We start from the raw sequence: 14,096 nt of genomic DNA on the forward strand, positions 1-14,096 counted from the left end.
CCTCAATTGAACATGGTGTTTGGCAGGACGAGCGAGATTTGCGGGAAGGCCACGAGGATCGCGAGCGTGAGCAACATCATGACCCAGAAAGGCACGACACCCACGAAGATCCGCCCCAGCGACACGCCCGGGGCCACGGATTTCACGATAAAGACGTTCAGACCGACGGGGGGTGAGATCAGACCCATCTCCAATGCCAGCACGACCAGAACACCGAACCAGATCGGGTCGATGCCAAGGTCGAGCACGATGGGAAAGAAGATCGGCAGGGTCAGGACCAGCATGGCGAACCCTTCGAGAAAACAGCCCAGAACGATGTAGATGGCGAGGATCAGAAGCAGACTGCCCATTGGCCCCAGATCAAGTGCGACGAAGGCCCGTGCCACGAGGTCTGTCATATGGCTGAGGGCGAGGAACGGGTTGATCATATGCGCGGCGATCAGGATCAGCATGACCGTCGCGGTCGTGACCACGCTGTCCTTGGCCGCCGCCCAGAGCATCGACAGGCGCAGTTTGCGGGTCACAAAGCCGATCATGATGACGGCACCCGCCCCGACGGCGGCCGCCTCGACCGGAGAGAAAAACCCGCCATACATGCCGCCGATGGTGATGAAGATCACCAGCACGATCGGGCCAGCCCCTCCGACAGCCCGGATTTTCTCGGCCAGCGACGTCGCCGGACCCGCCGGACCGAAATCCGGGCGGACCATGCAGATCAGCGTGATTGCCAGAACGAACATCGTCAGCAACAGCAGCCCCGGAAGCACGCCTGCCAGAAACAGACGTCCGATGGATTGCTCGGTCAGGATGGCGTAGATCACGAACCCGGTGGAGGGTGGGATCAGGATACCGAGCGTCCCGCCCGCTGCGACCACGCCTGTGGACAGGCGATCGTCATATTTGAAGCGGTCCATCTCGGACAATGCCACCTTGCCCATGGTCAGGGCCGAGGCCACGGACGATCCCGACAACGCGGCGAACCCGCCACAGCCGATCACCGTGGCCGAGGCGAGACCACCCCGGATAGATCCGATCACGGCATAGGCGGCGTCGAAGAGCTGACGGCTCATGCCGGTATGCGAGGCCACGTTGCCCATCAGGATGAAAAGCGGGATCACGACGAGTTCAGGCGAAGATGCCAGAGTGAACGCCTCGGATGCCAAGAGCGAGGTTGCGGCGTTGAGCCCGTTGAGTGCCCAGATACCCAGAAATCCGATCACGAACATGGCAAAGGCCACCGGCACCCGCAGCGCCAGCAGCGCGAACAGGGCGAGCATGCCCAGAACACCCGTCGCGGCGGCGCTCATGATGCGGTCTCCTTGCGGATGTCGCGGCCGGTGATCGCCAGTTCCAGCGCGCGCAGGGCAAGGCCAAGCGACGCGATGCACAGAAAGACGATGGCCGCCCATTGGAACCAGGCTTTGGGCAGATAAAGGAGGTTGGTCGACAGGTTGAGCATAACGGACAGCTTTGCGCTGTCCCATGTGGCCCAGGCCAGTGTTGCGAAGATCACCGCGCCCATGAGCGCCACACAGATGTCGATCGCGCGGTTCATGGCATCTGGGAAATACCGTTCGAAGAGATCGACCGAGATGTGCCCGCCCAACCGGTCACACAGAGCCATCGGCGCAAAGACAAGGATGACCGTGGCCATGGTGGTGATGTCCTGACCGCCGTAGAGCGGACTGCCAAAGGCGCGGCCGATCACATCGACCAGGATCACGCCGACCACCAGCATCAGCGCGGTTGCGCCGATGGACGCGGACAGGCCGATCAGCCTGTCCGCAAGGATGCGAATCTGACGCACCGCTCAGTTCTGCATCGCGGCCAGCGCCGCATCGCCACCCACGCTGGCCACGTAATCGGCCACGACGTTCGACACGGCATCCTGGAAGGCCTGCGCCTCGTCCGCCGTCAGATCGACAAAGGTATTGGCCGCATCGCCGCGTGCCGCCTCGAGCGCCGCGTCGGCGGTGGCGTTCCAGGCGGTTTCGGCATTGTTGCCCAGCCCGCAGCCGCGCACTTCGTCCAGCGCCGCCTTGGCCTCGTCCGACAGTGCGTCGTAGGCGCCCTGCCCCATCACGGCGAAAAAGGCCAAGCGGCCAAGCGGTGCGCCCAGCGTGAAGGCATCGGCCACTTCATCCAGCTTGAAGTCGCTGAGCGTGGAGGCTCCGGTGAAGACGCCGTCGATCAGTCCGGTCTGAAGCGAGTTGTAGACCTGATTGATCGGCATCTGGACCGGGGTCGCGCCAAGCGCTTCGGCCACCTTGCCCGCGGTTGCACCCGCGACGCGGATCTTGAGGCCAGCCAGATCGGCGGGCGTGCGGACAACCTTGTCCTTCATGATCATGATGTTGGGCTCGGACGTCCAGAGCGCCACGGGAACGGTGCCCGGAAACTCGCCCGAGATCTCGTCCATCGCATCGCAGAGCGCGTCAGCGCCGGTTTTGCCCTCGGGCACGACCCCCGGCAGTTCGACGATCATCGTCTTTTCGAACTGCTGCGAGGTGTAGCCCGGCAGGCCCCAGGTCATGTCGGCCACACCCTGCACGGCGCGGACATATTGTTCGACCGGGCCTGCGCCCAGCTCACCGCCGTGATAGCCGCGCACGGTCAGGCTGCCCCCCGTGGCCGCCGACAGATCGGCGTTCAGCTTTTCGATCACGCTGGCGTTGACCGTGTGGAACGGTGGCGTGAAATTGGCGAATTTCAGTTCCTGTGCCGCCAGAGGTGCGGCCGCAGCAAGGGCCAGAGCAGCCCCCATGAAGGTCGTTCTGAGTGTCATGGTCTTTCCTCCCGTGAACGGTCCGACCCTGTCGAACCAGATGTGACGCGGGACGCCCCTTCTGCGTGGGCGTCCCGCGAATGTCGTGCCGGTCAGACTGCCTTGGTCCGCCAGCTGTTCTCAGCATAGCTCGACCGCGCCTCATTGGAATACGGTGTCGGCGACACGCGAACGCGGATTTCGGCCTGTTTGTGCTGCTCGGTCGATGTTTTCGCGGTGTCGTCGGATTCGCCCCAGCGCAGCGTCAGGACATCGCCCACCTCGACGCTCTGGTCGACCACGCCCAGAGACAGCACGCAGCGTTCGTTGTAGCTGTAGCCGTTGAACATGCTCATGCCGACCATCTTGTCACCATGCATGATCATGTCGGCCGAGCTTGACGCGTAGTTCGGCTGCGGGAAGTCGATCCACTTGTAGGGAATGCCGTCCTCGAAGGCCGAGGCGATGACCTTGAGCACGTCTTCCTTGTTCCATTCGAAGGTGACTTTCTTGCGGTTGGTGCCGCTCTCTTTCATCTTGAGAAGCGCCTCCTTGCCGATGAAGTCGTCCTTCTTCCAGCCGATGTAGAAGTCGTAACCCAGTTCGAACGGGTTGACGTAGTAGTCTTCGATGTTGTCGCTGATGAAGCTGCCGCCGATGGCGCCCGCCGCTTCGTACATGTCGGTGCCCAGCCAGTCGCGGTAATCGGCCAGCATGCCGTCGCCGGTGTAGATGCCCGGCAGAGGCGACGGGATCCAGCCCGACTCGAGCGTGTTGGTCGAATAGGCGCGGCTGCCGCACTGCACCAGATCGACACCTGCATCGCGCGCGGCCTGCAGGATGGTCGAGTGGATGTAGTGCTTGTCCTCATACGGCCCCCACACTTCGAGACCGGGCGCACCGGACATGCCGTGACGCAGCGCCTGCACCTTCTTGGAGCCGATATTGATCCAGTCGACATGGAAGAACTTGATGTCCGGGATCGGGCCGCCGTTCATTTTTTCGAAGATCTTCGGCGCATCCGGGCCCTGGATCTGGTAGCGGTAATGGGTGCGCAGAACGCGCTCGCCTTCGGGGCGCGAGGTCGAGCGGGGATCGTGCTTGATCCGCACGTTCCATTTGCCCCAGGCGGCGGCGAACATCAGCCAGTTGGAGGTGGGCGCGCGGCCCACGAGGATGAACTTGTCCTGACGTTCGCGGAAGATGATGTGGTCGCCGATCACATGGCCGTTCGGCGTGACGGGGACGTAATGCTTGGCGCGGTTCAGGTCGAAATTGTGGAAGGCGTTGATGCCGTGATGGGCAAGGAATTCCTCGGCCTGCGGGCCTTCGACGATCAACTCGTCCATGTGGTGCGACTGGTCGAACAGGACGGCGGTCTTGCGCCAGGCTTCCTGTTCGACACGCCAGTTGCGGAATTCCGGGGTCACGACCGGGTAGACATACATCCCGATCTGGGAATTCCGAAGCATTTCAACGGGATTTCCCCATTCCTTCATCTTGTCGGACAAGCTGGGCATAGATGTGATCTCCTCCTGAGAATCTTAGTCTGCGGAAAGTAGCGACAGGCCCGGCACGCGCGTGGCGACGGCCGGACCGGCATTGGCGAGGTAATCGAGATTGCGCCGGGCTAGGCGGGCGTGTTCCCGGGCAAGATGTTCGGCCCGTGCGCCTTCGCGGGCGCGGATCGCTTCGAGAATGGCGCGGTGCTGGTGCTGGGCGCGCAGCAAGGAGGCGCTGAAATCCGGGATCAGTTCCTGCTCGCGCAGAAAGGCACTGGGCGAAGCCAGCGGCAGACGGCTGACCCGGTCGGCCTCGCGCTGGATCAGCTGGCTGCCGGCGAGGCGCGCAAGAATCCGATGAAACTCTGCATTCTCAAGGATATAGGCATCAAAGTCGATGTGGTCGGCCCGGTCGAGCGCGCGGTCGATCCGGTCGAGGACAAGCTGGGCTTCGGCCAGCGACTCGGGCTCGGGCCCCCGTTCGGCGGCAAGGCGTGCCGCCGTCCCCTCGATCACGCCGCGCAGTTCGATTGCGTCGTTGATGTCATCCAGTGTGAAGCGCGCCGCCCGGCAGCCGCCGGTTTCGATCCGTTCAAGCAGGCCTTCGGCGACAAGGCGGTCCATTGCCTGACGCAAGGGCGTGCGCGACAGGCCCAGTCTCTCGGCCAATGCGACTTCGGACAGGCGCGCGCTTCCGGCGAATTCGCCGCTCATCACAAGCGAGCGAAGGCCCAGCAGCGCCTTGTCGAACTGCGTCATGCGATCGGACATGCACCCCCCTCAGAGCGCCCGCCGCTCTCCCCTGCGGCGTTCTGGCACTTGTGGTAAGTTGTATACAGAAACCTGTCAATCCGGGAAATATTGCGCTCAAGGCAAAAGTTTTTTGCAATCCTGTATACAGAATGCCCTTACGGCCAATCAAAGGGACGTGCCGGATCAGAGACGCCCTGCTCTTGTCCGCGCAGGAACGCAGCCCGATAGGCGCCCGGCGGCTGGCTGAAATGACGTCCGAAGAACCGGCTGAACTGGGCGGCGGACCCAAAGCCTAGCTCGCTTGCGATCTCGTTGATCGAATGGCCCGATGTCTCGAGCAAGAGCTGCGATTCGATCATCACGCGGCGGTCGATGATGTCCTTGGGACTAAGCCCGCGCACGCGCCGACAGATGTCTCCAAGACGGTCACGGGTCACGCCCAGCGCCTCGGCATACAGGGACACGGTCCAACGGTCGCGGAAATGTCGCTCGACCAACGTGCTGAACCGGGTGAAGGCGCGGTGCGATGGACTGGCACCGCGCGGCCCGTCTGAATGGGTCGGCGCCGCGCGCAGAAGCTCGATCAGGATCACCCGCAGATACGCCTCGACCACCACATGCGCTGCGATGGCGTCATCCTCAAGCTCGCGACGGATGCCGGCAAACGCAGTGCGGAGTGCGGCGCGCTGTTCCGACGAGCGGGACAGGCGCACGGTCAGCTTGTGATCCGCCACATCGCGCAGATCCCGCGCTTCGGGCAGGTGCCCGATGGTGTTGCCCAAGGCGCTTGCACTGAGCAGCACATAGGTCCCCACCGCGCCCGCATCGAACCGCAGGCGCGAGGTCTCGGTCCAGGGACGCCATGCCAGCACCGGCGCCTCGATCCGCACCTCTTCGCCGGTCAGGACCGCGCCTCCTTCCTCGAGCAGCACGGCACACCAGGATGGTCCGCGCAGGCTTTCTGCCAGCCCGACGATCCGGCTGCGCAGATCGCCGGTGAGGGCACCGGCGCGTACGGCCGCGGATTCATGAAACTTCAGGTCCGGCATACAGATTCCCACGAAATGATAAGTTATTACCACAGGATATCATTTACTCGGCGCTGAACCGAGCAATTTTAGAAGAAGCTGTGGGGAGACAGCCACCGTGAGTGTGCCTGGGGAGGAGCACTTGTACGAAACCCGCTTGATCATAGCCGGGCGCCATGTTGCGCCGGATCCGGTGGTCGCCTTCGAGCGACGTGACCCGGTTTCGGATGCCGTCGTGACCCGTGCCGCAGCGGCGCGCGCCGGTGATGCCCGTGCCGCTGCGGTCGCCGCTGCCAGTGCGTTTGCCGATTGGGCGGCAACACCGGTGCGCGAGCGGATCGGTCTTCTGACGGCAGCCGCAGACGCCCTCGTGTCCCGCGCGAATGAGGTGGTCGAGATCGCCTGCGCCGAGGTGGGATCGGCTCCGGACTGGGTGCGCTTCAACACCGGGCTGGCGGCGGCGATGCTGCGGCAGACCGCCGATCTTGCCGAGCTTCTGGACGGGACGGAAACGCCCCTGCCCGGCCACATCCTGCGGCGCAGACCGGCGGGCGTCGTGCTGGGCATCGCGCCGTGGAATGCAGCGGTGACACTCGCCACCCGGGCGGTCGCAGCACCTTTGGCCTGCGGTAACACAGTGGTTCTCAAGGGGTCCGAGCTGTGCCCAAAGACCCATGAATGGGTGGCCGAAACCATCTGTGGTGCCGGGCTGCCGGATGGTGTGCTCAACTACATCACCAATGCGCCTGACCATGCCGAAGAGGTGGTGGACGCGCTGATCGCGCATCCGGCCGTGCGGCGCGTGAATTTCACCGGATCGACCCGGGTCGGCCGCGAGATCGCGACACTGGCCGCCCAGCATCTCAAACCCTGCCTGCTCGAGCTTTCGGGCAAGGGCACTGCGGTTGTTCTGGCCGATGCCGATCTTGACCATGCCGCCGCCGCCATTGCGCATGGCAGCTTTTTCAATCAGGGCCAGATTTGCATGTCGACCGAACGGGTCATCGTCGAGGCCTCGGTCGCCGATGCGCTGGTCTCGCGTCTGGCGCGGGAGGCCGAAGCGTTGCGCTTTGCCCCCGGCAACCCCAGCCCGCTGGGCGCGCTGATCGGTCCATCGGCAGCGGTGCGCATCCGCGCGATGATCGATGAGGCGGTGTCCAAGGGTGCGGTTCTGGTCACGGGGGGCGAGCTTTCGGGTGGTGGCCTGCAGCCCGCCGTGCTCGACCGCGTGGCACCGGGGATGATGCTCTATGATCAGGAAGCGTTTGGTCCTGTCACCGGTGTGATCCGCGTGGCCGATGCCGAAGAGGCGCTGGCCATCGCCAATGACACGGAGTTCGGGCTCGTAGCCTCGGTGTTCAGCCGCGACACGGACGCTGCACGCGACATGCTCTGCCAGATCGAAACCGGCATAGGCCATGTCAACGGATCGACCGTCTACGACGACCCGCGCCTGCCCTTCGGCGGCGTCAAGGCGTCCGGATACGGGCGGTTCGGCGGGCGCGATGCGGTGGCGGAATTCACCGAATGTCAATGGATGGCCATTCACGACCAGCCCTCCTCCGGGGGCAGAACCAACAATCAATAAGGGAGGACGACACATGAAACGCAGACACCTTTTCGGACTGGCCGCAGCGTTGAGCCTGGCCACAGCCCTGTCCGGCCCGCTGGCCGCGCAGGAAACGCTCAAGATCGGCGCGGTTGGCCCCAAGACCGGCCCGCTGGCCGGGGGCGGCGCGGTCACGTTCTGGCCGAACGTGCAACTCTGGGCCAATGACGTGAACGCGGGCGGCGGCATCGACGTCGGTGGCACGAAGATGATGGTCGAGATCATCGAATATGATGACCAGACCAATCCCGGCGAGACCATCAAGGCGGTGCAGCGTCTGGCGACGCAGGACGAGGCGGACTTCATTCTTGCGCCCTACGGCACAGGCCTGAACATCGCCGCTGCTCCGATCTTTGAACGCTACGGCTATCCGATGATCACGCACACGGCGATTTCCGACCAGATCGAAGACCTGTCGGGCAAATTCCCGAACATGTACTTCCTGCTGGGGGGTGCGACCGGTCTGTCGGGCGGCGTTGTCGAGGTCCTGACCCAGATGCGGGACGCGGGCGAAATCGGCAGCAATGTCGCAATGGTCAACGTCGCCGACGCCTTCGGCATCGAACTGGCAGAAGCCGCGCGTCCGCAATTCGAGGCCGCCGGGTTCGAGATCGTGTACGACTCGTCCTATCCGCTGGGCACGCAGGACCTGTCGCCGGTCATCAACGGGGCCAGGGATGCCAATCCGGATGCCTTCATCGCCTGGTCCTATCCGCCGGACACATTCGGTCTGACCGAGCAGGCGCAGATCGCAGGCCTTGCGCCCAAGGCGTTCTACACCGCCGTGGCGACGTCCTTCCCATCCTATCAGGCGCGGTTCGGTGCGGCGGCGGAAGGCGTTCTGGGCGCGGGCGGCGTCTTTGCCGATGGTGACGCGTTCAAGGATTACGCAGCGCGCCATGAAGCGGTGACAGGGGCGAAACCCGACTTCTGGGCATCGGCTGCGGTCTATGCGTCGTTCCAGATCCTGCAGCAGGCCATCGAAGGGGCCGGTACGACCGACCGCGCGGCGGTGGCCGAGTATATCGCCAACAACGATTTCGACACGATTGTCGGCCCGATCACCTGGGACGAGAACAACTCGAACGCGCGCTACTGGACCGTGGGCCAGTGGCAGGGCGGCGTCTTCAAGGGCGTGGCCTCGACCGGGCGCGAAGGGGCCGTTGCCGCACAGCCGAAGACCGGCTGGGAGTGATCCCGAGATGGCCCCGGCATCCCCGGGGCCATCCCGAACAACACCGGAGACCACATGGACATTCTGATCACAGGACTGTTGCTGGGCGGAACCTACGCGCTGATCGCGATGGGGCTGAACCTGCAATACGGCATGGCAAGGATCATGAACCTCGCCAATGGGGAATTCCTTGTGGCCGGCGGGTTCGCCGCCTTCTGGTTCTACACCGCGGGACAGGTCAGCCCGCTTCTGACGATCTTCATCGTGGCACCTCTGGCGTTTCTGCTGAACTGGCTTGTCTATGTTGTGATGCTGCGCCCGCTGGTCAAGCGCGCCAAGTCGCATGGCCAGCTTGAGGTCGATGCCATCCTGACCACCTTCGGTCTTGCCTTCGTGTCGGTCGGTCTCATGCTGGCGGTCTTCGGGGGCGATTATTTCTCGTATTCCTACCTCGCCCGGCCCATCACCCTGATCGGCGACACCTACGCGCTGAACCGCGTGACGGCGGCAATTGCGGCGGTGATCATCTGTGGCGGGCTGTGGCTCTGGCTGAACCGAACCCGTGCGGGGATGTCGATCCGGGCAATTGCCGTCGATCCGAAAAGCGCGCGACTGGTGGGCATCGATGTGCCCAAACTGTCCGCGCTTGCCTTTGCACTTGGCGGGGCGGTGACGGCTGTGGGCGGTGCACTCATTTCCACCTTCCTGACGCTGGATGCCTCGACGGGCGTGCTCTTCACGCTCAAGGCGCTGGTGATCGTGATCATGGGCGGTGTCGGTGACGTGCGCGGCACCATCGTGGCAGCACTTTTGCTGGGCATCCTGGAGACCTTCGTGGCGACCGTGATCGACCCCGGCCTGACGCTGGCCGCCGCCTATCTTCTCTTTGTCCTGATCCTGCTCTTCCGCCCGCAGGGCCTGTTCGGGAGGCGCACGACATGAACCTGACCAAGCGCGACTGGCAATCCATCACGCTTTCGGCAGTCCTGCTGGCTGTTGCCGCCTGCCTGCCGCTGACCGGGGACGCCTACATGCTGTCCATCGGCATCACGATCGCGATGTACGCGGTGCTGGCGACAAGCTGGGCGCTCTTCTCTGGCCCCACGCATTACGTCTCGCTCGCCACGGCGGCGTTCTTTGGCCTTGGCACCTACACCACGGCGATCGGGATCGAGAACGGACTGAACTACTGGGCCACCCTGCCCATTGCTGCCGTCCTTGGCGCGGTACTGGCGGCCCTTGTCGGTCTGGCCACGCTGCGCCTGTCGGGCGTCTATTTCGTGATCTTCACGCTGGGTCTGGCCGAACTGGTGCGGCAGGTGGTGACATGGGGGCAGAACGTGTCCGGCCAGAAGGGCCTCTATGTCCTGACCGACATCACCGAGGTGCATATCTACTGGCAGCTGCTGATACTGGCCGCAATCGTCTACCTGACCGGCTGGGCCATCGGGAGGTCGCGTCTTGGCTTTGCGCTACGCATCATCGGGGACGATGAAGAGGTCGCGCGCCATTCCGGGATCAACACGTCGCGGGCCAAGATCCTGCTGTTCATGGTGTCCGGAGCGACCGCCGCCGTGGTGGGGTCGATGCTGGCACCGCGTTACATCTACATCGAACCCGCGCTGGCGTTTACGCCGATGCTGTCCTTCCTCGTGGTGATCATGGCGCTTTTGGGCGGCACGGGTCGGTTGTGGGGGCCGCTTGTCGGCGTCATTCCGTTCACCCTGCTGTGGGAGGCGATCTCGGCCAGCTTCCCGAACCAGACCACACTTTTGTTGGGCCTCAGCTTTCTCGTGATCGTCTACCTGCTGCCGCGCGGCTTTGTCGGTCTGATCGAAAGCGGCAAGCGGAAATTGCGGGAACGGGAGGCGTTTGCATGACGACCGGAGCCACCGTTCTGTCCCTACGCGGCGCGACCAAACGCTTCGGCGGGCTGGTCGCGGTCAACGATATGGACTTCGACGTGACCGAGCACGAGGTGCTGGGTCTGATCGGCCCCAACGGGTCGGGCAAGTCTACGACGCTGAACCTGATCTCGGGCGCGTTGAAACCGACCGAGGGCACGATTTCCCTGCGCGGCACGCCGATTTCGCATCTCTCTGCGGCGGACATCGCCCGGCGGGGCATTGCCCGGACCTTCCAACTGGTGCGGTTGCTGCCGTCGATGACCGTTCTGGAAAACGTCCGCGCGGGTGCCGTGTTCGGCCATCGCCGCCGCTGGGGGGCCGAGGCGGATGCCCACGCGCTGCGGATGCTGGCGCTGGTGGGCTTGGACCGCAGGGCGAATGCCCATGTCGGCGAGCTGACCTATATCGACACGAAACGCGTCGAACTGGCCCGTGTGCTGGCCTCGGAACCCAAGGTGCTGCTGCTGGACGAATGGCTGGCCGGGTTGAACCCGACCGAGCTTGAGGAAGGTATCGCACTGATCAAACGGCTGCGCGACGAGGGGCGCACGATCATTCTGGTTGAACATGTGATGGACGCAATCCGGTCGCTGTGTGATCGCTGCGTGGTCATGTCCACCGGCACCAAGATCGCTGAGGGCACGCCGACCGAAGTGCTGTCCGACCCCGACGTGATCCGTGCCTATCTGGGGGATGACGATGCTTGAGGTGCGCAACCTGTCCGTCAGCTATGGCAAGCACCGCGCGCTGGATGGGGCCTCGCTGCGTGTGGGCAAGGGCGAGATTGTCGTCATTCTGGGGGCGAACGGTGCGGGGAAATCGACGCTGCTCAAAGCGATCTGCGGGATTTGCGAGGGGCATGTCGCGGGGGATGTGACCCTCGAAAGCGCGCAATTGGTCGGGGAAAAGCCGCACAAGATCGTCGAGGCCGGGATCGCACTGGTGCCCGAGGGTCGTGGCGTCTTCGGCGATCTGACGGTCGAGGAGAACCTGACGCTTGGGGCCTATGCCGAACGGGCGCGGGACGAGGAGGCGGGCAATCTGCAACGGGTGCTGTCGCTGTTCCCCAAGTTGCAGGAACGCCGCCGCCAGACCGTGCGCACCATGTCGGGCGGCGAACAGCAGATGGTCGCCATCGGCCGCGCAATGATGTCGAACCCGTCGATCCTTGCGCTGGATGAGCCATCGCTGGGGCTGTCGCCATTGCTCTGCAAAGACCTGTTCGAAAGCCTTCGCGTGGTGAAACAGGCGGGCCTGGGCATCCTTCTGGTCGAACAGAACGCCAAGCAAAGCCTGCGCATTGCGGACCGGGGATACCTCTTGGAGAACGGAGAGATCGTGCACGAAGACACAGCGGACCGGCTGGCCAATGACCCAGCCGTGCAGAAAGCCTATTTGGGTGGCGGCGGCACGGCGAGTGGGGCAAAGCGCCCTGCCCCGGCGGCAATGCCGAAACCGGCAAGCCCGCGACCCGCGTCTGGGCCGAATCCGAGCGACATTGCGGCGGCAGCCATGAAGTCGGTCAGCGCGCCAGCGCGACCCGCCCCCACCGCAATGACGGCTACACCGGCCAATGCGCCTTCTCCTGCCCCGAAACCGGCACCAGTGGCGAATGGGATGACCGCAGCGCCCAAACCGAATGCGCCCAACATCTCGGATCTGGTGGCCAAGGCCAGCGCCACCGCGTCACGCCGCAACGGAGCAACGCCGCCTCCGCGCATGCCCGTACCACCGATCACCCCGCCCCAACCCGCACGCCCCGCGCAGCCCGCGATCCCGGATTTTGCGTCCTCGTCGGACCGGTTGCGCGCCATGATCGAAGACATCGAAGCGGCGGCCCGCCGCGCCGAAAGCTATAAGCCAAGGAGATAACGCCATGCTCGACTCCACCGCCTCCGCACCCACTATCCGAGGTCTCTATATCGGAGGAAGCTGGGTGCCCGCCGCCCGCACCTTTGATGACCTGAACCCGTCGGACAATTCGCTCTTTGCCCGCATCCCCGATGGCAGCGCCACCGACATGGACCGCGCCATTGCCGCCGCACAGGCCGCCTTCCCGGAATGGTCGGGCAACACGTTTCAGGAGCGCGCCAAGATGCTGTTGCGCATCGCGGATGTCTGGGAAAGCCGCAAGGACGACTTCATCCATGCGGTGATGCATGAAGGCGGCGGCTGGTATGGCAAAGGCGTGTTCGAAGCCGGGTTCGTGGCCGAGATTTTCCGCACCTCCGCCGCGCTTTGTTACCAGTCCACAGGCGAAGTGCTGCCCTCGGCAGATGGGAAGGTGTCGATGGCCACCAGATGGCCCCTGGGTGTGGTCGGAGTGATCTCGCCTTGGAACATGCCGGGCATCCTGACCTCGCGTGGCTATGCGGCGGCGCTGGCGGCCGGTAACTGCGTGGTGCTGAAACCGTCCGAGGACACGCCCTATTCGGGTGGTCTCTTCCATGCCGAAGTGCTTGAGGAAGCGGGCGTGCCGGCAGGGGTGTTCAACGTTGTCACCTGTTCGCGCGAGAGCGTGGGCGAAGTGGGCGATGCGCTGATCGAGGACCCACGGGTCAAGGGCATCTCGTTTACTGGCTCCACTGCCGTAGGCCGCCATATCGCCGCCAAATGCGGGGCGCATCTCAAGAAGTGCTGCGTCGAGCTGGGCGGCAAGGATTCGATGATCGTGCTGGAAGATGCCGATCTCGACAAAGCCGCCGAGGCCGCGAATTTCGGCAGCTTCATGCATCAGGGTCAAGTCTGCATGTCGACCGAAAAGCTGCTGGTGCATGAAAGCGTCTATGAACCCTTCATGCAGAAATTCCTGGCCCGTGCAGGCAAGCTCAAGACCGGACATGTGAACGACAAATCGAACGTGATCGGCCCGCTGGTGAACACCCGTCAGGCGCACCGGGTCAAGGCGCTGATCGATGACGCGGTGGCCAAAGGGGCGCAACTGGCTCTGGGCGGCAAGGCGTGGGAGAATTTCGTCGAGCCGACGGTCTTGACCCATGTCGACCGCAGCATGGACATCTGGCACGACGAAACCTTTGGTCCGGTTGTTGTCGTGACCCCCTTCCGCACCGAGGACGAGGCGATCGAGCTCAACAACGACACGGAATACGGTCTGACCGCTGCGGTCTGGACTGCCGATGAAGGCCGCGCATTGCGCATGGCCGGGCGGCTTGAGACCGGGATGGTTCATGTGAACGACCAGAACATCAATGACGAACCGCAGGTGCCGTTCGGCGGTGTCAAAGCCTCGGGCGTCGGGCGCTATGGCGGGCGCTGGTCGCTGGATGCGTTTACGGAACTGCGGTGGATCACGCTGGAACGCGGCGGCCGCCATTACCCGCCGGTCTTTTGACCCGCGT

13 protein-coding genes are annotated in these 14,096 nt (G+C 64.0%); 7 read left to right on the plus strand and 6 right to left on the minus strand.

Translation table 11 applies throughout. The features are described 5' to 3' along the window. Nucleotides 1-2: 2 nt before the first annotated feature. The 6 genes from MRY75_RS15440 to MRY75_RS15465 all read right to left on the minus strand — a co-directional run bounded on the left by MRY75_RS15440 (nt 3) and on the right by MRY75_RS15465 (nt 6,068). Nucleotides 3-1,307, minus strand: a complete 1,305-nt coding sequence (locus tag MRY75_RS15440; protein ID WP_292308893.1) for a TRAP transporter large permease — start codon at nt 1,305-1,307, stop codon at nt 3-5. Next, complete coding sequence (locus MRY75_RS15445; protein ID WP_292308894.1) at nt 1,304-1,807, minus strand: TRAP transporter small permease; 504 nt, start codon at nt 1,805-1,807, stop codon at nt 1,304-1,306. The genes MRY75_RS15440 and MRY75_RS15445 overlap by 4 nt, the downstream gene beginning before the upstream one ends. A 3-nt stretch (nt 1,808-1,810) precedes the next feature. Then, entirely contained in the window at nt 1,811-2,785 is a 975-nt protein-coding gene (locus MRY75_RS15450) for a TRAP transporter substrate-binding protein (RefSeq protein WP_292308895.1), read from the minus strand. Between the two features lie 92 nt (nt 2,786-2,877). Continuing rightward, nucleotides 2,878-4,284: an aminomethyltransferase family protein gene (locus MRY75_RS15455; protein WP_292308896.1), complete on the minus strand. Its 1,407-nt coding sequence runs from the start codon at nt 4,282-4,284 to the stop codon at nt 2,878-2,880. A gap of 24 nt (nt 4,285-4,308) precedes the next feature. After that, on the minus strand, nt 4,309-5,037 hold the full coding sequence (locus MRY75_RS15460) for a GntR family transcriptional regulator (RefSeq protein WP_292308897.1): 729 nt from the start codon (nt 5,035-5,037) through the stop codon (nt 4,309-4,311). Between the two features lie 137 nt (nt 5,038-5,174). After that, on the minus strand, nt 5,175-6,068 hold the full coding sequence (locus tag MRY75_RS15465) for an AraC family transcriptional regulator (protein WP_292308898.1): 894 nt from the start codon (nt 6,066-6,068) through the stop codon (nt 5,175-5,177). A gap of 121 nt (nt 6,069-6,189) precedes the next feature. Between MRY75_RS15465 and MRY75_RS15470 the strand changes: the two genes are divergently transcribed. Genes MRY75_RS15470 through MRY75_RS15500 form a run of 7 tightly spaced genes read left to right on the plus strand, consistent with a single transcriptional unit; the run spans nt 6,190 to nt 14,089 of the window. Continuing rightward, nucleotides 6,190-7,635, plus strand: a complete 1,446-nt coding sequence (locus MRY75_RS15470) for an aldehyde dehydrogenase family protein (protein WP_292308899.1) — start codon at nt 6,190-6,192, stop codon at nt 7,633-7,635. A 13-nt stretch (nt 7,636-7,648) separates the two neighbouring features. Continuing rightward, nucleotides 7,649-8,851: an amino acid ABC transporter substrate-binding protein gene (locus MRY75_RS15475; RefSeq protein ID WP_292308900.1), complete on the plus strand. Its 1,203-nt coding sequence runs from the start codon at nt 7,649-7,651 to the stop codon at nt 8,849-8,851. A 54-nt stretch (nt 8,852-8,905) separates the two neighbouring features. After that, nucleotides 8,906-9,772: a branched-chain amino acid ABC transporter permease gene (locus MRY75_RS15480; RefSeq protein ID WP_292308901.1), complete on the plus strand. Its 867-nt coding sequence runs from the start codon at nt 8,906-8,908 to the stop codon at nt 9,770-9,772. Next, nucleotides 9,769-10,710 (plus strand): branched-chain amino acid ABC transporter permease, encoded by a 942-nt coding sequence (locus MRY75_RS15485; protein ID WP_292308902.1) that lies wholly within the window; start codon nt 9,769-9,771, stop codon nt 10,708-10,710. Before MRY75_RS15480 ends, MRY75_RS15485 begins: the two co-directional genes overlap by 4 nt. Continuing rightward, entirely contained in the window at nt 10,707-11,444 is a 738-nt protein-coding gene (locus MRY75_RS15490; protein WP_292308903.1) for an ABC transporter ATP-binding protein, read from the plus strand. Before MRY75_RS15485 ends, MRY75_RS15490 begins: the two co-directional genes overlap by 4 nt. After that, the gene (locus MRY75_RS15495) at nt 11,437-12,609 is read left to right on the plus strand and encodes an ABC transporter ATP-binding protein (RefSeq protein ID WP_292308904.1); all 1,173 of its coding nucleotides are present in this window, start codon (nt 11,437-11,439) and stop codon (nt 12,607-12,609) included. The genes MRY75_RS15490 and MRY75_RS15495 overlap by 8 nt, the downstream gene beginning before the upstream one ends. Before the next feature lie 4 nt (nt 12,610-12,613). Then, entirely contained in the window at nt 12,614-14,089 is a 1,476-nt protein-coding gene (locus MRY75_RS15500) for an aldehyde dehydrogenase family protein (RefSeq protein WP_292308905.1), read from the plus strand. Nucleotides 14,090-14,096 lie beyond the last annotated feature (7 nt).

This window comes from Marivita sp., from assembly GCF_022763305.1.
GTDB lineage: Bacteria > Pseudomonadota > Alphaproteobacteria > Rhodobacterales > Rhodobacteraceae > Marivita.